We start from the raw sequence: 17,180 nt of genomic DNA, 5'->3' as shown, positions 1-17,180 counted from the left end.
AGTTATCAATGAAGGTTTGAAGATGAATAAAATAATATTTTAAAATTTGAAATAGTTAAATGCATTGTAATAGCAAATATTTTCAACCATTTTTCCTAAGAAATTTATATCGTTTGGAATTTCTCCATTTTCAACATCTCTACCAATTTCGTTGCACAATATTCGTCTAAAATATTCATGTCTTGGAAAAGACATAAAACTACGACTGTCAGTTAACATTCCTACAAAACGACTCAACAATCCAATATTTGAGAGTGTCTGTAGTTGCTTTTCCATTCCATCTTTCTGATCTAAAAACCACCATGCAGAACCCCATTGCATTTTACCTGGAATGTTTCCGCTATAATTACCCATCATGGTCGCGAAAACCTCGTTTTCGGCAGGATTTAAATTATAAGTTATGGTTTTGGCTAATTTTTCATCACTATCCAACTTATTGAATAATTTTGCCATTTGATGTGCATAAACATCGTCTGAAACAGAATCACACCCAACGTCTGCTCCTAAGTTACGCATCAAACGATCATTGTTGTTTCTAACCGATCCTAAATGATATTGCTGTGTCCAATCTTTTGCGTGGTACATGCTTGCTAGCTTGTATAAAACATAAGAACTATACTGTATTTTTTGATCTTCTGAAATTGGATTCCCAGCTAATCTTTGCGTAAAAGCTTCGTTTGCTACTCGTTCTGAAAAATCATCAAAAACCAAAGGTCCTGCTACTCCAAAGTCTGACAAACGACAACCCAAGCTTTCAAAAAAATCTACTCGTTGTTGTAAAGCCGCAATCAAACTCTGCAAATCTGTAATTTCTATAGCAGATGCGTTTCCTAGCTTCTGAATATACCCTACAAACTCATCTCTATCAATAGCAAAAACAGCATCTGGACGGAATGTTGGTAATACTTTAATTTTAAAATCTCCTTCTGCAATTTGTTTGTGCCATTTTAAATCGTCAATAGGATCGTCTGTAGTACAAATCACCTCTACATTAGCCTCTAACAGCAGTTGTTCTGGAGTGGTTTTTTGCAATTTTAGAGAAGCTTTATCATAAATTTCTTTACAAGTGCTTGGTTGTAAAATGTCTGTAATACCAAAATACTTTTTCAACTCCATATGTGTCCAATGAAACAAAGGATTTCTTACTGTGTAAGGAACTGTTTCTGCCCACTTTTCAAATTTTTGATAGGATGTAGTTGCTTTTCCGGTGATAAATTCTTCATCAATACCATTGGCACGCATTGCTCTCCATTTGTAATGATCCCCGGACAACCAGACTTCTGTAATATCTTTAAAACACTCATTCTTAGCAATTTTCTCTGGAGATAAATGATTGTGATAATCAATAATTGGCATTTTTTTAGCATAATTATGATACAAGTTCTTTGCTACTTCTGTGTGTAACAAAAAGTCATCGTTCATAAAATTGCTATCTTTCTTCATCGCTTCCATCAGACTAGACTTCTTTTAATTCCATATTCCAAACCTCTCAACTCTGCCAAACCTCTTAATCTACCAATTCCTGAATATCCTGGATTTGTTTTTTTACCCAAATCATCTAACATTTGATGTCCGTGATCTGGACGTACAGGAATAACGGCATCTTTTCTACCTTCTGCTCCTCTTCTTTTTTCTTCATGTACGACAGCAGCAATTACACCAAACATATCTACATCACCTTCTAAATGATTGGCTTCGTAAAAATTTCCTTCTGTATCTCTTTGTGTACTTCTTAAATGTAAAAAGTGAACTCTATCTGCAAAACGTTTAAAAATCTGAGTTAAATTATTATCATCTCTTACACCTAAAGAACCTGTACAAAAAGTAATTCCGTTAGCTATATTAGGTACTTGTTCAAATAAATAGGCATAATCATCTTCGGTACTTACTACCCTAGGTAAACCTAAAATGGCATAAGGAGGATCGTCTGGATGAATACACATCATTACTTCATTTTGCGATGCAATAGGAATAATTTCTTTTAAGAAAGCAACCAAATTCTCTCTCAATTTCTGCGCATCAATCTCATCGTATGTGTTTAATATGGTTTGAAACTGACTTAAAGTGTAACCTTCTTCAGCTCCTGGTAAACCAGCAATAATATTGTTAATTAACTTCTGTTTTTGTTCATCTGTTAATTTATCAACATATGCTTTGGCTTTATTTTGTTGCTGTATTGTATAGTCTTTTTCTGCTCTTGGTCTTTTTAATAAAAACAGTTCAAAAGCAGCAAAAGCAATCACATCAAAACGTAAAGCTTTGGAACCATCAGCAACTTCAAAATCCAAATCGGTACGAGTCCAATCTAACACAGGCATAAAATTATAACACACAATGTGAATACCACAACTTGCTAAATTCTGAATGCTTTGCTTGTAATTTTCAATATAAATTTTAAAATCTCCAGAACGTGTTTTTATGTTTTCGTGTACAGGAATACTTTCTACTACAGACCAAGTAAGACCAGTAGTTTCAATAATTTCTTTTCTTTTTAAGATTTCTTCTACAGTCCACACTTGACCGTTTGGAATATGATGTAAAGCCGAAACAATTCCTGTTGCTCCTGCTTGTTTGATATCTGATAATTGTACCGGATCCTTAGGTCCATACCATCTCCATGTTTGCTCCATTATTTTGTACTTAATTTCTTTGTAAATCTTTTTGTTTTAGTAATTCCTTCAGCTCTTTTACAACATCTGGATGTTTACTTGCAATATTTTTGGTTTCATAAGGGTCTTCTTGATGATCGAACAGTTCTGCAGAACCTTTATTGCTTACAACCAATCTATATCTATCTGTTCTTATCGTTTTTTTGCCTCTTTTATAAGCATATGCATTATGACCTTTTGTTTTCACATTTTTTAACAAAGGTTTTAGTGAAACTCCAATTGTAAAATCAGGAATTGATAAATTTGTTAGGTCACAAAGTGTAGGAAATATATCTACTGTTTCTACAACAGCATTTGTCCCTTTTCCTTTATCTTTCACACAGTGGTCTACAATAATTAATGGTGAATGCAAAGCCTCTTCAAATAAACTATGTTTTCCCCAAATAGCATGTTCTCCCAAACTCCAACCATGGTCTCCCCATAGAACAATTACAGTATTCTTATCTAAACCTGTTTCTTTTAACTTGGCTAAAATCCTTCCTACTTGTGCATCGGCATAAGTAACACAAGCTGCGTAATGTTTTTTAACTTCGTTAGCAAAACCTTTATCTGCTCTAGGATCTTTTCCCCATCTATTATATTTCATAAACTCTCCTGATCCATGCCAAGTAGATGGCCAGTTTGGTTTTTGAGAAAATGCAGCATCAGGAATGTTTATGTTCTTATAACGGTCGTAATATTTTTTGGGAGCTCCAAATGGTAAATGTGGCTTAATCAACCCAACTGCAAAAAAGAAAGGTTTTTTAGTTTTACTAAAATTTTCTAACTGTTCAATAGCTTTATTGGTAATATGCCCATCTGGATAAATAGTATCTTCTCCAACAGTAGATTGAAACACATCCATTGATTTAGCCACCTTTCCTCTAACTTCACCATTAGACAATCCATGCATTACTCCTCTAGGATGTTGCCATTCTTTTACAGGAATTAAGCTTTTATCCCAAGCATTGGGCATCTCTATCGTGTTAGGATCGTTCCAATCTACTCCTCCTAACCCACCTGGATGATGAGAAACTTTGCCTAAGGAAACCGTTGTATATCCATTATTTTTAAACCATTCTGGCATACTTAGATTTACTGCTTTGTTCTGCTTAATATCTTTTGCTCTTTTAAAAATAGCATCATTTTGAGCAGGTCCATAAGTACCCATTAACATAGTATATCTTGATGGGCCACAACTGGGTGCATTTACATAGTGATTGTAAAAAGGTCTTCCTTTTTTAGCTAACGCATCAATATTTGGAGAAATAATATAATCTGCTCCAAATGATTTTAATTCTGGACGTAAATCATCAATACATATAAATAATATGTTTTTTTTATTTTGCGCTTTGCTTGTGGTAAAGAATAAACCAATAAGCAGGCATATTGTTATGTGATAATTTTTCATTTCTACGTAAGATATTTATACACCACTAAATGCACTAAATCCACCATCAATTGGCACTACAATTCCGGTTACAAAACTTGCAGCATCACTTAATAACCAATGTACGGTTCCATTTAACTCTTCAGATTCTCCAAAACGTTTCATAGGAGTATTACTAATAATGGTATTTCCTCTATCTGTGTAAGAGCCATCTTCATTAGTTAACAATCGTAAGTTTTGTTTTCCTATAAAAAACCCCGGTGCAATAGCATTTACTCTAATTTTACCTCCAAACTTTAAAGCAAATTCTGTAGCTAACCATTTGGTAAAACTATCAATAGCTGCTTTAGATGCAGAATATCCAACTACCCTTGTAATTGCTTGTGCTGCGGCCATAGAAGAAACATTGATGATACTTCCTTTTCCATTAGCAACAATTTCTTTTCCAAAAACCATAGACGGCAATACAGAGCCATCTAAATTCAACTCAGACACTTTTCTAAAATCTTCCATTTTTAAATCAAAGAAATTTTTATCAGGACCAATAGTTGCTCCAGGCATATTACCACCCGCTGCATTGATCAATGCATCAATCTTTCCCCATTTTTCTATAATTTCATCTTTAACGAATATCAATGAAGATTCACTTAAAACATCACAAGCAAACCCTAAAACGTTATCACTTATTTTTTTAAGTTCCTCTAATTTATCCGCAACCGTGTGTTCACTTCTGCTTATTATAACCACTTTAGCTCCTTCTTTCAACAAATATTCTGCAATGCTTCCACCTAAAACTCCCGCTCCACCTGTAACAATAACTACTTGATTTTGAACATTAAATAATTCTGTCATTTTGTATTTCAATTTTGTGTACGCACACGAAATTAAGCAAATATTTATTTATCTTTAAATTTTTTGTTAAAAATTAACTTATTTTTGAAAACTAGAACTAAAACAGGATTGTATTGAAGAGTATTAAAGACATTGCTATCATAGCAAAAGTATCACCAGGTACTGTGGATAGAGTACTTCACAACAGACCTGGAGTTTCTAAGAAAACTAAAGAAAGAGTTTTAAAAATAATAGAGGAAAGCAACTATACCGTAAATACTGTAGCCAGTATATTGGCTTCTAAAAAAACATACACCATAGCAACGCTCCTTCCTACGTCTAAAAACGAATTTGATTTCTGGGAAGCACCGAAGCTAGGAGCACAAAAAGCTTTGAACGAAATTAAAAATCTGGGGTTTAGAATTGAAAGTTTTGAATTCAATCAATTTGACCCAGATTCTTATTGCAAGGCTTTTAAAAAAATGGCAAATACCAATCCTAGTGCAGCTTTGATTGCTCCTATTTTAAACAAAGAAACCCAAGAACACATCCATTTATTAGAAGACAAAAACATTCCTTATGTGTTTATCAATACTGAAACAGAAGGTTTAAATAATTTATCTTTTATTGGTCAAAAATCTTTTCAAGGAGGTTTTGTTGCAGGTAAATTATTCAATTGGGTCTTGCCAGAGAATTCAGAAGTTTTAATTGTTGAAATCCGTAAAAATGTTGTTAACTATACCTCTATCAACCAACGGCTAAAAGGTTTTAAAGATTTTTTTAAAAATTCTGAAAAATCAATTTCTGTAAAAAAGATTGCCATCAATACTCTAGACAATTTACAAATACTAAACAAGGAACTAAAAAACTACTTAGACCAGAATCCCAATACCAAAGGAATCTTTGTTCCTTCTAGTAAAATAAGTTTTATAGCCAAAAGTATTATTGAACTAAATCGCAAGGATATTGAATTAGGAGGATTTGACAATACTCTAGAAAATGTAGCATTTTTAAAAAATGAAACCGTAGATTTTTTAATTAGTCAAAGACCTATGGAGCAAGGTTATGATGGCGTTAAATTACTTTTCAATTATCTTATTGACAAAAAACAACCCAAAAAAAATCACTACTTACCTATAGAAATCGTGTTAAAAGAGAATGTAGATTTTTTATAAGCAACAGTTTACTCAACAGTTTTTATAGCTAACTTGAATCTCTTATATTTGCCCAACTATTTTTTGAAAACACACAACATGAATACAGTAGAAGATTTTAAAGCATACGTAGCTAAAGTAGAAGCTACAGAAGGATACAGTAAACCATTGGCATTTGGATTAGGTATCCGCCGTTCTAAAGAAGATAAAGTTTTAGACGTAAACTTTCCTGCAATCAATTGGAATACTGCTTTCGGAACTGCGGCTTTGTTACAAGATGTAACGGGGTTTAAAGGTGGTGAAAACGGATTTGTTACCGTATCTAAAGTACAATTACAAAAAGCGTTTGACAACTTTGCTGCTTTTCATGGAGAAATTGAAAAACACCCAAACATTGTTTTGATTCAACAATTGTTAGAAAACATAGCAACTCCTACAACTACTTATCAAGAAATTGATGTAGTGGCTTATTTCTTATTTGACAAAGATCAACCTGTTGCAGATGCAGTAGAAGGATATTTTAAATTACAATGTTTGTCTCAGTTACACGTATTGCCTCACGGATTGTCTTTAGACGGTGCTTTTGGTAAATTAAACAACATTGCCTGGACAAATCATGGTCCTATTTTACCAGAAGATTTGTCTGCTGAAAGAATAAAAGCAACCTTTAAAGGAGAGAATATCATTGTTTCTCACGTAGATAAGTTTCCTTATATGGTCAATTATCACGTACCAAACGGAGTACGTATTGCTAGTGGATCACAAGTTCGTTTAGGAGCGCACTGTGCTGTAGGGACTACAGTTATGCCTGCCGGATACGTTAACTTTAATGCAGGTACTAAAGGAAATGCCATGATAGAAGGTAGAGTTTCTGCTGGTGTTTTGGTAGGTCACGATTCTGATTTAGGAGGTGGAGTTTCTATTATGGGAACTTTGTCTGGTGGTAATAAAAATGTAATCTCTATTGGAGACAAATGTCTGTTAGGAGCCAACTCTGGAACAGGAATCTCTTTAGGGTTTGGATGTACCATTGCTGCTGGGGTTTATGTAACTGCTGCTGCTAAAGTTTGGTTGTACAACGCAGACAAACAACCTACAGACATTAATGGAAATGTTGTGGAAGAAGGACAAAACATTGTAAAAGGTGCTGAGTTGAACGGAAAAGACAAATTGTTATTCTTATTAGATTCTACCAACGGACACTTAACTTGCCGTCCTAACCCAAAAACTATTGAGCTAAATGCAGCATTGCACGCATAAGACAAAATACAGTTGTTTAAAAACACATCTAGTTTTAAAAAATTAGATGTGTTTTTTGTTTTTAGAAACAGACTAAAAAAGCAAACCAAACATTTCAACACAACTATTAAATCTTACGCTTTAATTTTCTTATTTTTAATCAAATTTTAAAACAACTATTATGAGCTTATTAATTAGCCTTGCTATTGCTGTTGCCTCAGGATGGGCTGCTAGCCTTATACTAAGAGGAAATAGATTCGGTTTCCTAGGTTACTTAGTGATTGGTTTTATTGGTGGAATTATAGGTCAATATGTTTTTAAATATTTCGCAATAAATTATATAAGGGGATACCTAGGTGATTTTGTTTATTCACTTGCTGGTGCTTTGATATTGTTATTGGTTTTAAACATTATTAGCGGCCGTAAAAAAGGCTAACCAATCCATTAAAAAAATGTAGTGCATCTATTTAATGCATACTTTATCACCCAAAAACAGAGATTATTATATTATATCTCTGTTTTTTTTGATTTTCTTCAATAATTATATTGATATTTGTTGTGATTTATAAAAGATTTTAAAAAGCAATCAAAGCAGTAAATTTATTCGTAAATTGCTCTATAACAAAACATTAATCAATATTTTTATTATGAACTTTATCATCGCTATTATTTCAGCCATCTTAGCGGGTTGGATAGCTAGCTTACTGTTTAGAAGCATAAAGCTAGAACTTGGTCCCGTTGTTTATTTCTTTTTAGGACTAATAGGAGGTATATTTACCGGCCTAATTGTTAAAATATTTAAAATCCCTTTCATCAATGGTTATTTAGGAGACTTTATATTAGATGTAACTGGAGCTATTATACTGCTTTTTATATTTAGTTTAATTCCTAAAAAAGAACAAACTGAAGAAGAGTAAACTTTCTCAACGCTCGCCTACCCTCCCCTCTATTTACTTTAAGAATTTATTCTTAATCCAAAAACACCATACATATAGCAAATAAACTATTTTTGCAGTATGGTAAAAGAAATTCAACTTCGTATAAAATTACAAGAAGAAACCAAAGCAAACATTTTAGAAATGAAAGCTGCGGAATGGTTAAGTATTTCTAGAAAAGACATCACTTCTGTAAAAGTGTTACGCAAATCTATAGATGCTCGTAAACCTCAAATTTTCTTTAATTACAAAGTAGCTGTCTACATAAAAGAACCTGCTCCTGAGCAATCGGAATATCAATTCAATTATCAAGACGTTTCTAACAAACCCGAAATTCACATTGTTGGTTTTGGTCCTGCTGGAATGTATGCAGCTTTACGTTGTATTGAGTTAGGTTACAAGCCTGTAGTTTTAGAGCGTGGTAAAAATGTACAAGACAGACGTAGAGATTTACGTCAAATAAACCAATTTCACAATGTAAACGAAGACTCTAATTACTGTTTTGGAGAAGGGGGTGCCGGAACGTATTCTGACGGAAAATTATACACCCGAAGTTTGAAACGTGGCGATGTACGTAGAATTTTTGAAAACTTGGTGTATCACGGTGCTACCGAACAAATTTTAGTGGATGCACATCCACATATTGGAACTAACAAATTACCCAAAATCATTGCTAAGATTCGCGAAAACATCATCCATTATGGCGGAGAAGTTCATTTTGAATCTAGAGTGGTTGATATTATTACCAAAAACAACAAACTACAAGCCATTCAATTACAAGATGGAAGAGAACTTAGTGCCAAAGCATTGATTTTAGCAACAGGTCATTCTGCTCGTGATATTTATGAATTGTTAGATAAAAAAGAAATTGCCTTACAAGCCAAGTCTTTTGCTATGGGCGTTCGTGTAGAGCATCCACAACATATTATTGATGGGATTCAATACCATTGCGATGGAAAACGACATGAATTATTACCTGCTGCTGCTTACGGTTGGGTAGAGCAAGTACGTGAACGTGGTGTGTATTCTTTTTGTATGTGCCCTGGTGGGTTTATTGTTCCTGCCGCCACAGCCAATGGGGAAGTAGTTGTAAACGGAATGTCTCCTTCTAAACGAAACAATATATTTGCCAATTCTGGAATTGTGGTAGAAATAAATGCACAAAAAGATTTACAAAAATACGAGCAATACGGAGCTTTAAAAGGATTACAATATCAAAAAGATTTAGAACGATTGGCTTTTACATCTGGTGGAAGAACACAAACAGCCCCAGCCCAAAGATTAACTGATTTTATTGATGGAAAATTATCTCCAGAATTAAACCCAACTTCTTACCAACCAGGATTAAAATCCGCTCCTTTGCATTCTTTATTACCCAAAGCTATTGGAGGTAGATTACGTAAAGGTTTTGCACAAATTGGTGCTAAAATGCACGGATACAACACTAACGAAGCCAATGTGATTGGGGTAGAATCCAGAACCTCTTCTCCTGTAAACATCCCCAGAAAAGACAATTTAGAACATCCCGAAATTAAAGGTTTGTTTCCTTGTGGTGAAGGTGGTGGTTATGCAGGTGGAATTATATCTGCAGCTATGGATGGTGAACGTTGTGCCGAAGCTGCTATTCAAAATTTAAAAGGTTAATATTTATATATATTTTATTTAAAATTCTGAGGGGAGATATTATACCACAACTTAAAAGCACTTACAAATGTGCTCGGTTCTGAATATCCTAACAAAAAAGAAACTTCTCTAGTACTAAGGTTCTTTTTTAAAAAAACTTGGGACATTGATTTTTTAATCTCTATAGCTAAATTAGAGTATGTAGTTCCTTCTTTTTTTAATTTTCGCTGGATATGTCTTTCCGATATATTTAACTGACGGGCAACCATTTTTATACCTGGAAAATTAGGGTTTAATAGATTATAAATAATAAGTTTAATACTATCAGAAAAAGAAGAAAGTTCCCTTTCTTGTTTCTTTAATCTCTCGCATACAAATTTCTGAAGATGTAATATCAGTTCAAAATCAGAAAAAACAATCTTTTTTTCCATCATTTCTTTATCAAAAATAATAGCGTTTTGTTTGCTATTAAATTCAATATCACAATTAAAAAAATCAGCTATCTGTTCATAATTACTAGGCTTAAAGCTCAGTTCTACTTTTAACGGACGCTGTTGCTTAAAAGTTAAATACGCTATTTTTAAGTATGAAAAAATCATAGAAGTAATGAGTAATTGCTCACAAACTTCAGGATATTTCTCGCAGGTTGATTCTTCCATGTTAAAAATTAACAAAGCTTGATTTTCGATCATTTTAAAATCTAACCTCAATACATTGCTCATCAAATTAAAAATCTTAGAATCTTGTTCTAAAGCATCTTCAATAGTTCTATTGGATTGAATTAATTGGCTAACAATATCCAAAGCAGTCATATTTGATTGTTCTCCCAACACAAAACCAAACTGGTAACCTCCTTTTTTTTCCAATATCCATTCCACAAACAAAGCAAACTGCTCAAACTTAATTACTGGGTCTTTATCAGAAATATTCAAGTGCTGAATAATTGACGAAGTCTCTATACCTCGTGCTTCTGCTAATTTGACCCAATTTTTTAATATATTCTTACTGATAAATCCATTTTCCATACCCAAATATAAATAAGATTAATTTCAAAACAATAAAAATGTCGTGTTTAAGTAATTTACTGTCGGATAATAGATGTTTTTATTTTAATCACTATATAAGTAATTGTAGTTATACCAATTTTGAATTTAACAAAACTAGGTTTGCATATAGCTCCTATTTTTGAAAATTGTTAAGTAATTATATTTAAGTTGATCCCAAGCAAAAAAGATTAGATTTTGTTATTTCTAAATTTTAATAGCTACTTACCTCTATTAAAAAACTTTACATTTCCCCAAAACACAATCTATTTTGTTCTTTGTTTACGTTAAATTTACACACAAAACAATTACACGCTACAACAATGTCTACAAACTATAAAAATCAAGCTAGTATTCTTTCTAAATTAGGAATTACACAGCTAAATCCTATGCAAAAATCGGCTCAAGAAGCCATTGCAACTAACAAAGATGTTGTTTTGTTATCTCCTACTGGAACAGGGAAAACCTTGGCCTTTTTATTGCCTATGTTGGCTAAATTGAACATTGATAGCAAAGAAGTACAAACCTTAATCATTACCCCTTCTAGAGAATTGGCCATACAAATAGAGCAGGTTTTTAGAGAAATGGGAACTGGTTACAAAGCCAATTGTGTATATGGTGGTAGACCTATGTCTAAAGACAAAATAGAACTAGCCCACACACCAACGGTACTAATTGGAACTCCAGGACGAATTGCTGATCACTTACGTAAAGGAAGTTTTGAAACGTTTGACATTGCTACATTAATTTTAGATGAGTTTGACAAATCTCTAGAAGTCGGTTTTGAAGAAGAAATGAGTGAGATTGTTCGTTTGCTACCACAATTAAAACAAAAAATTTTGACCTCAGCAACTCAAGAGATTGAGATTCCAAAATTTGTTGGAATTCAAAATCCTGTTGAAATCAATTTTTTAAGTGAGAAAAAATCCCAATTGATCATCCAGAAAGTATTGTCTCCAGACAAAGACAAACTGAAAACTTTAATAGATACACTTTGCCATATTGGAAACAAATCAGGAATCATTTTTTGCAACTTTAAAGACAGTATTGCTAGAGTAAGTGATTATTTAAACGATCATGAAATTCCACACGGTTGTTTTTATGGAGGTTTGGAACAAAAAGATAGAGAACGTGCTTTGATAAAATTTCGTAATGGAACTTACAACATTTTAATTGCAACCGATTTGGCTGCTCGTGGTTTGGACATTCCCGAAATTGATTTTTTAATTCACTACCAACTGCCTTTAAAAGTAGAGGAATTTACTCATAGAAATGGTAGAACCGCAAGAATGCATAAAGAAGGAACCGCTTATGTGATTCAATGGAAAAAAGAAAACTTACCCGATTTCATCAATATTGATGATGTAACCCATTTACAACAAGATTCTTTACCAGAACCATCACCGTGGAAAACTTTGTTTATTTCTGGAGGAAGACAAGACAAAATATCTAAAGGAGACATTGCTGGTTTGTTGATTAAAAAAGGAAACTTATCAGGAAACCAAGTTGGAGTGATTGAGCTAAAACACGACTGTGCTTTTGTTTCTGTCAAAGTAAAAAACACACATTCTTTACTAGACCTAGTCAATAACGAAAGATTGAAAAAGAAAAAAGTCCGAATTACTGAAATATAACTCTCACATCAACATGACGAAACAAACCACCAACCAACCAAAAACAAAAAATGAGAAATGGTTGTTAGCAGCTATGATCATAAGTATGTGTACTTGGGGAATTAGCTGGAGTAGTGCCAAAATATTAGGGACTTATACCAGTGCTCTAAACTTGTCTTTTTTAAGATTTGTGCTAGTTCCTTTAACTTTATTGCCTCTTACTTATTTTGCCAACATAAAAAGATCTGTTTCTAAAAAGGGATGGTTTCATGTAGTTGGAGCTTCCGTTTTTATTTTACTATACACTTTGTTCTTTTTCAAAGGTGTACACGAGGGGTTTCCTGGAGCTGGTGGAGTCTTAGTAACAACCATCAACCCTATTATTGCGTATATTATTGGTTTGTTTATAAGCAAATTGCTTCCTAAAAAACAAGAATACATTGGTTTGGCCTTGGGATTTATTGCAGGAATGGTACTTTTAAAAGTCTGGAACAACACAAGTGTTATATTAGAGCCTGGAAACGTTTACTTTTTATTAGCGGCTTTTGTTTGGGCAGTTATGAGCAAAATAAGTTCGCATGCTAACAAGTTTGGAAATGCAATTGGTTTTAGTTTGTGGACTCATATTTTTACTGCTTTTATCTTGCTGTTTTTTGTGAATTATAATGAACTTATCGAATTATTTAGAACTGCAGATTCTAAATTCTGGTTAAATATTTTATATTTTGGAGTCATCAATTCAGCCTTAGCAACTACTTGTTTTTTGTATGTAACTGCTAGAATAGGTGCAGAAAAAGCCAGCACTTATATCTTTATTGTTCCTAGTACCGCTGTTTTAGCTTCGTGGATTTTTATTGGAGAAACCATTTTATGGAATACCATTGTTGGTGGTGCGTTGGGAATTCTTGCCGTATTTGTCATCAACGGAAAATTTAAAATATTAAGTAGTAACAAATAATAAAAAAGAGAAGTTTTTTATATCCTAGTCACATAATTACTCTTTAGTAATAATACCTAATTTCTTAGCTCTTTCTTCCCAATTTTTTCTTGCCAAACCTTGTAAGTCAGCAATTCTATCATTTTCATCCATAATTTCTAAACCTAACAACGTTTCAATAACATCTTCTTGGGTTACCAATCCACTTACTGAACCATATTCATCTACCACTAAAGCAATGTGCTCTCTTTGTTCAATCAATTTATCAAAAAGAAGTGGTAATGATAAATTTCTATCAGTAATGATAATCTGTCTTTGTAAAGTGACTAATTTTTCATGACCTTTACCATCAATAATAGCCCTTAGCAATTCCGTTTTTAAGAAGAACCCTGTAATATTATCAGAATTATCTGTATATATGGGAATTCTTGAAAATCGTAATTCTTTATTTTCATTAAAGAAAGATTGTATGGTCTGAGAAGCATCTGCTGTTTTTAACATTGTTCTTGGAGTCATCACATTTTGGGTCAAAATCTCTTCAAAATTCAGTAAGTTTTTTATCACAATACTTTCATTCTCTTGAAAAACACCTTCTTTATGAGCAATTTCTGCCATGGCCGAAAAATCTTCTCTACTCAATACACTTTCTCCATGACCACCTTTACCAAATAACCTGGTAAACAATTGAAGAGTCCAAATCAACCCTGTGTATTTACAAATAAAAATTAAAATATGTAAAGCCTTGGTTGTAAAACCTGCTAAAGATTTCCAATAAGTTGCTCCTATGGTTTTGGGAATAATTTCTGAAGCTACTAGAATTAAAAGCGTCATAATTGCAGATACAATAAACACTCCATTACCATCATCACTAAAAGTTTTTTTAGCCTCTGCCCCTACCATAATAGCTCCTACGGTATGAGCAATGGTGTTGATGGTTAAAATTGCAATCAAAGGTTTGTCAACATCTTTTTTTAAGATCTCTAAATCCTTAGCATAACCTTTGCCTTCATTCTTTTGTATATTGATAAACGTTGGAGTAATGCTTAACAAAACTGCTTCTAGGATAGAGCATAAAAAAGAGAAAAATATGGATAAAACTGCATAAACTATTAATAGAGTCATTCTTAGTGTTTTTGTAAAAATAATAGAAAATAAAAAACCTCAAGAAAATACTTGAGGTTTTAAATATAAATTTTGTTTGCTAATGAAACATTTTCATATAATTACATACTTTTTACAACTGCTTTTTTAGCTTCTTTCTTTTCTCCATCAAATCCTTCAACTCCATTTACAGTTGTATATTTCATTACATAACGTTTACCTGGGTTGATAATGTTATACGCAAATTGTACTGCAATCGTAGCTTCGTGGAAACCACAAAGGATCAATTTTAATTTACCAGGATAAGTGTTTACATCTCCAATAGCAAAAATACCAGGTATGTTTGTAGAATAATCTAATGCATTGTTTACAACAATCGCGTTTTTCTCAATCTCTAATCCCCAATCTGCAATAGGCCCCAATTTTGGAGACAATCCGAATAATGGAATAAAATGATCACATTCTTTGATGATATCACCATCTGTTTTGTGTTTGATCAATACTGACTCCACTTTTCCATCACCATTAATTCCTTTTACCTCAGCATCTGTAATCAAGTTGATTTTTCCTGATTTCGACAATTCAGCAACTTTTTCTACTGAATCTAAAGCTCCACGGAATTCGTTTCTTCTGTGTACTAAAGAAACCTCGCTAGCTACATCAGACAAGAAAATAGACCAGTCTAAAGCCGAATCTCCACCTCCTGAAATTACCACACGCTTATCACGATATAATTCTGGATCACGAATAATATATTCTACTCCTTTATCTTCAAAATCAACCAATTCCTTAATAGGTGGTTTACGAGGCTCAAAAGATCCCAAACCACCAGCAATAAATACTGTTGGTGCAAAATGCTCTGTACCTTTGTTTGTAGTTACTTTAAAAGTACCATCTTCTAATTTTTCAATCGTCTGAGCTCTTTCTCCTAACGTATAACCAGGCTCAAAAGGTTTGATTTGTTCCGCTAAATTATCTATCAAATCACCTGCTAAAACTTCTGGATAAGCCGGAATATCATATATTGGTTTCTTAGGATATATTTCTGAACATTGTCCACCTGGCTGAGCTAATGCATCAATTAAGTGACAACGTAATTTTAATAAACCTGCTTCGAATACCGCAAACATACCTACAGGTCCTGCTCCGATGATTAAGATATCTGTTTTAATCATTATCTTACTTTTTTATTTATTATCATTTTAAATAACAGCTGCAAAAATCTGAATAATTATTCAATTAGCCACTACTTTTTACTCTTTTATCTTGTCTTTTACGTCTCCTACCAAACCTTTGGTAAATTCGTTCATCTTCTCTACTTTCTCTTCAAAATTTCCTTTGATAGTGTCTCTGTATTTGTTTAGATACTCTGCCAAATCATCTATATTATCTGGCAATACAGATTCAAAAAACTGACGCAAACGTTTTGCCATTGTTGGAGATTTTCCATTGGTAGAAATTCCAATTTTCACATTTCCTTTGGTTACAATTCCACCCATATAAAAATCGCAATATGGAGGATTGTCTGCCAAATTCACCAAAATAGCACGCTCTTTACAGTCGTTATAAACCTGTAAATTTACAGTGGGAATATCCGTAGTTGCAATTACAATGTGTTTACCTTCCAACAAACTACTATCGTAATTTCCTACAACCATTCTAACCTTTCCTTCCTTTGCTTTGGCAATGGTTTCTTCTCTATAAAAAGGAGAAATCATGGTTACCTTAGCATCTGGACTAGATTTCAGCAAAAAAGACAACTTTTCTAAAGCCACATTTCCTCCTCCTACAATCAGTGTATTTAAGGCTGTTACTTTTAAAAAAACGGGATACAATTGATTCTTTTCCATTACAATGCTTGTCCTTTTTTGTTCAACAAATAGTTATACAACACTTCGCTCTCTTTCACCGTTTCACCAATGACAATCATAGATGGATTGGTCAAACCTTTTTCATTGATGATGTTTAAAATTGTATTGATTTTACCAACAGCCAAACGCTCAACATCCTTAGTTCCATTTTCTATAATAGCCACAGGTATTTCTGTTTTTCCATGTGCTAAAAAGGCATTCACAATTTTTTCCAACTTGCTCATCCCCATTAAAACAACAATGGTTACGTTAGAACCTGCTGCTGCTGCAACATCTTCACTTAATTCAACATCCGAAGTAGTTCCTGTTATCACTCTAAAACTCTCATTCACTCCCCTTTGGGTTAGTGAAATTCCGTAACTAGCAGGTGCTGCAATGGCTGATGTTACTCCAGAAACGATGTCAAAATCAATTCCTTTTTCTAAAACATATTTCAACTCTTCGGCTCCACGACCAAAAATAAAAGGATCTCCACCTTTCAAACGAACTACATGTTTTCCTTGCAATGCATGTGCTACAATAAGTTCTTGTATTTTTTCTTGAATGAACTTATGCATTCCTCTTCGTTTTCCAACAAAGATTTTTTCTGCATTAGGAGCGTGTTTTAACAATTCTTCGTTTGCCAAAGCATCATACAAAACAACATCAGCTTCATTTAAAGCTCTTACACCTTTTAGTGTAATTAATTCAGGATCTCCAGGACCCGCTCCTACTAATGTTAATTTTCCGTTCATTCGTTGTGTTTTAAAATTGAAGATTCAAAATTAATCAAATCTTCAATCTTAACTTCTTAAT

At 33.2% G+C, this 17,180-nt stretch carries 16 protein-coding genes; 7 read left to right on the top strand and 9 right to left on the bottom strand.

The window, feature by feature from the left end; genetic code table 11:
* Positions 1–39: 39 nt before the first annotated feature.
* The 4 genes from uxaC to Q4548_RS08930 are packed head-to-tail and all read right to left on the bottom strand — an operon-like array spanning position 40 to position 4,890.
* Positions 40–1,422, bottom strand: a complete 1,383-nt coding sequence (gene uxaC / locus Q4548_RS08945) for a glucuronate isomerase (protein WP_303453910.1) — start codon at positions 1,420–1,422, stop codon at positions 40–42.
* 29 nt (positions 1,423–1,451) lie between these two features.
* Positions 1,452–2,630 carry a mannonate dehydratase gene (gene uxuA / locus Q4548_RS08940; protein WP_303453908.1) on the bottom strand — a complete coding sequence of 393 codons (1,179 nt, stop codon included), beginning with the start codon at positions 2,628–2,630 and terminating at the stop codon, positions 1,452–1,454.
* A gap of 10 nt (positions 2,631–2,640) precedes the next feature.
* Positions 2,641–4,059 carry a sulfatase gene (locus tag Q4548_RS08935; protein WP_303453906.1) on the bottom strand — a complete coding sequence of 473 codons (1,419 nt, stop codon included), beginning with the start codon at positions 4,057–4,059 and terminating at the stop codon, positions 2,641–2,643.
* 15 nt (positions 4,060–4,074) lie between these two features.
* Positions 4,075–4,890: an SDR family oxidoreductase gene (locus Q4548_RS08930; protein WP_303453904.1), complete on the bottom strand. Its 816-nt coding sequence runs from the start codon at positions 4,888–4,890 to the stop codon at positions 4,075–4,077.
* Positions 4,891–5,003: 113 nt separating this feature from the next.
* On the opposite strand from Q4548_RS08930, the gene Q4548_RS08925 reads away from it, so the two are divergent.
* From Q4548_RS08925 to Q4548_RS08905, 5 genes are all read left to right on the top strand, one after another.
* Complete coding sequence (locus Q4548_RS08925) at positions 5,004–6,044, top strand: substrate-binding domain-containing protein (RefSeq protein WP_303453902.1); 1,041 nt, start codon at positions 5,004–5,006, stop codon at positions 6,042–6,044.
* Positions 6,045–6,122: 78 nt separating this feature from the next.
* Positions 6,123–7,283: a tetrahydrodipicolinate N-succinyltransferase N-terminal domain-containing protein gene (locus Q4548_RS08920; protein WP_303453900.1), complete on the top strand. Its 1,161-nt coding sequence runs from the start codon at positions 6,123–6,125 to the stop codon at positions 7,281–7,283.
* Between the two features lie 160 nt (positions 7,284–7,443).
* Positions 7,444–7,698 (top strand): GlsB/YeaQ/YmgE family stress response membrane protein, encoded by a 255-nt coding sequence (locus Q4548_RS08915; protein WP_303453898.1) that lies wholly within the window; start codon positions 7,444–7,446, stop codon positions 7,696–7,698.
* 211 nt (positions 7,699–7,909) lie between these two features.
* Positions 7,910–8,179, top strand: coding sequence for a hypothetical protein (locus Q4548_RS08910; protein ID WP_303453895.1), 270 nt, complete (start codon positions 7,910–7,912; stop codon positions 8,177–8,179).
* A gap of 99 nt (positions 8,180–8,278) precedes the next feature.
* Positions 8,279–9,841: an NAD(P)/FAD-dependent oxidoreductase gene (locus Q4548_RS08905; protein WP_303453894.1), complete on the top strand. Its 1,563-nt coding sequence runs from the start codon at positions 8,279–8,281 to the stop codon at positions 9,839–9,841.
* A 14-nt stretch (positions 9,842–9,855) separates the two neighbouring features.
* Here the strand turns inward: Q4548_RS08905 and Q4548_RS08900 are convergent, their stop codons facing one another.
* Positions 9,856–10,845 carry an AraC family transcriptional regulator gene (locus Q4548_RS08900; RefSeq protein ID WP_303453892.1) on the bottom strand — a complete coding sequence of 330 codons (990 nt, stop codon included), beginning with the start codon at positions 10,843–10,845 and terminating at the stop codon, positions 9,856–9,858.
* A gap of 341 nt (positions 10,846–11,186) precedes the next feature.
* Between Q4548_RS08900 and Q4548_RS08895 the strand changes: the two genes are divergently transcribed.
* Both Q4548_RS08895 and Q4548_RS08890 read left to right on the top strand, forming a co-directional pair.
* Positions 11,187–12,497, top strand: coding sequence for a DEAD/DEAH box helicase (locus Q4548_RS08895; protein ID WP_303453890.1), 1,311 nt, complete (start codon positions 11,187–11,189; stop codon positions 12,495–12,497).
* A gap of 13 nt (positions 12,498–12,510) precedes the next feature.
* Positions 12,511–13,434, top strand: a complete 924-nt coding sequence (locus Q4548_RS08890; protein ID WP_303453888.1) for a DMT family transporter — start codon at positions 12,511–12,513, stop codon at positions 13,432–13,434.
* Positions 13,435–13,470: 36 nt separating this feature from the next.
* On the opposite strand, the gene Q4548_RS08885 is transcribed toward Q4548_RS08890, so the two are convergent.
* The 4 genes from Q4548_RS08885 to cobA all read right to left on the bottom strand — a co-directional run bounded on the left by Q4548_RS08885 (position 13,471) and on the right by cobA (position 17,119).
* Positions 13,471–14,535 carry a CNNM domain-containing protein gene (locus Q4548_RS08885; protein ID WP_303453885.1) on the bottom strand — a complete coding sequence of 355 codons (1,065 nt, stop codon included), beginning with the start codon at positions 14,533–14,535 and terminating at the stop codon, positions 13,471–13,473.
* 101 nt (positions 14,536–14,636) lie between these two features.
* Positions 14,637–15,689 (bottom strand): NAD(P)/FAD-dependent oxidoreductase, encoded by a 1,053-nt coding sequence (locus tag Q4548_RS08880; protein ID WP_303453883.1) that lies wholly within the window; start codon positions 15,687–15,689, stop codon positions 14,637–14,639.
* Positions 15,690–15,767: 78 nt separating this feature from the next.
* A complete protein-coding gene (locus tag Q4548_RS08875; RefSeq protein ID WP_303453881.1) occupies positions 15,768–16,364 on the bottom strand; it encodes a bifunctional precorrin-2 dehydrogenase/sirohydrochlorin ferrochelatase in 597 nt (198 codons plus the stop codon).
* Positions 16,364–17,119: a uroporphyrinogen-III C-methyltransferase gene (cobA, locus tag Q4548_RS08870; protein WP_303453877.1), complete on the bottom strand. Its 756-nt coding sequence runs from the start codon at positions 17,117–17,119 to the stop codon at positions 16,364–16,366. Before cobA ends, Q4548_RS08875 begins: the two co-directional genes overlap by 1 nt.
* Positions 17,120–17,180 lie beyond the last annotated feature (61 nt).

This window comes from Wenyingzhuangia sp. 2_MG-2023, assembly GCF_030548295.1.
Classification (GTDB): domain Bacteria; phylum Bacteroidota; class Bacteroidia; order Flavobacteriales; family Flavobacteriaceae; genus Wenyingzhuangia.
The sequence above is the reverse complement of the archived record's forward strand: the minus strand, read 5'-3'. Positions and strand labels throughout refer to the sequence as shown.

What these genes read in the sequence shown, in the direction of transcription:
- uxaC (WP_303453910.1), bottom strand. Translation starts at nt 1,422, where the DNA reads ATGAACGATGACTTTTTGTTACACACAGAAGTAGCAAAGAACTTGTAT.
- uxuA (WP_303453908.1), bottom strand. Translation starts at nt 2,630, where the DNA reads ATGGAGCAAACATGGAGATGGTATGGACCTAAGGATCCGGTACAATTA.
- Q4548_RS08935 (WP_303453906.1), bottom strand. Translation starts at nt 4,059, where the DNA reads ATGAAAAATTATCACATAACAATATGCCTGCTTATTGGTTTATTCTTT.
- Q4548_RS08930 (WP_303453904.1), bottom strand. Translation starts at nt 4,890, where the DNA reads ATGACAGAATTATTTAATGTTCAAAATCAAGTAGTTATTGTTACAGGT.
- Q4548_RS08920 (WP_303453900.1), top strand. Translation starts at nt 6,123, where the DNA reads ATGAATACAGTAGAAGATTTTAAAGCATACGTAGCTAAAGTAGAAGCT.
- Q4548_RS08915 (WP_303453898.1), top strand. Translation starts at nt 7,444, where the DNA reads ATGAGCTTATTAATTAGCCTTGCTATTGCTGTTGCCTCAGGATGGGCT.
- Q4548_RS08910 (WP_303453895.1), top strand. Translation starts at nt 7,910, where the DNA reads ATGAACTTTATCATCGCTATTATTTCAGCCATCTTAGCGGGTTGGATA.
- Q4548_RS08905 (WP_303453894.1), top strand. Translation starts at nt 8,279, where the DNA reads ATGGTAAAAGAAATTCAACTTCGTATAAAATTACAAGAAGAAACCAAA.
- Q4548_RS08900 (WP_303453892.1), bottom strand. Translation starts at nt 10,845, where the DNA reads ATGGAAAATGGATTTATCAGTAAGAATATATTAAAAAATTGGGTCAAA.
- Q4548_RS08895 (WP_303453890.1), top strand. Translation starts at nt 11,187, where the DNA reads ATGTCTACAAACTATAAAAATCAAGCTAGTATTCTTTCTAAATTAGGA.
- Q4548_RS08890 (WP_303453888.1), top strand. Translation starts at nt 12,511, where the DNA reads ATGACGAAACAAACCACCAACCAACCAAAAACAAAAAATGAGAAATGG.
- Q4548_RS08885 (WP_303453885.1), bottom strand. Translation starts at nt 14,535, where the DNA reads ATGACTCTATTAATAGTTTATGCAGTTTTATCCATATTTTTCTCTTTT.
- Q4548_RS08880 (WP_303453883.1), bottom strand. Translation starts at nt 15,689, where the DNA reads ATGATTAAAACAGATATCTTAATCATCGGAGCAGGACCTGTAGGTATG.
- Q4548_RS08875 (WP_303453881.1), bottom strand. Translation starts at nt 16,364, where the DNA reads ATGGAAAAGAATCAATTGTATCCCGTTTTTTTAAAAGTAACAGCCTTA.
- cobA (WP_303453877.1), bottom strand. Translation starts at nt 17,119, where the DNA reads ATGAACGGAAAATTAACATTAGTAGGAGCGGGTCCTGGAGATCCTGAA.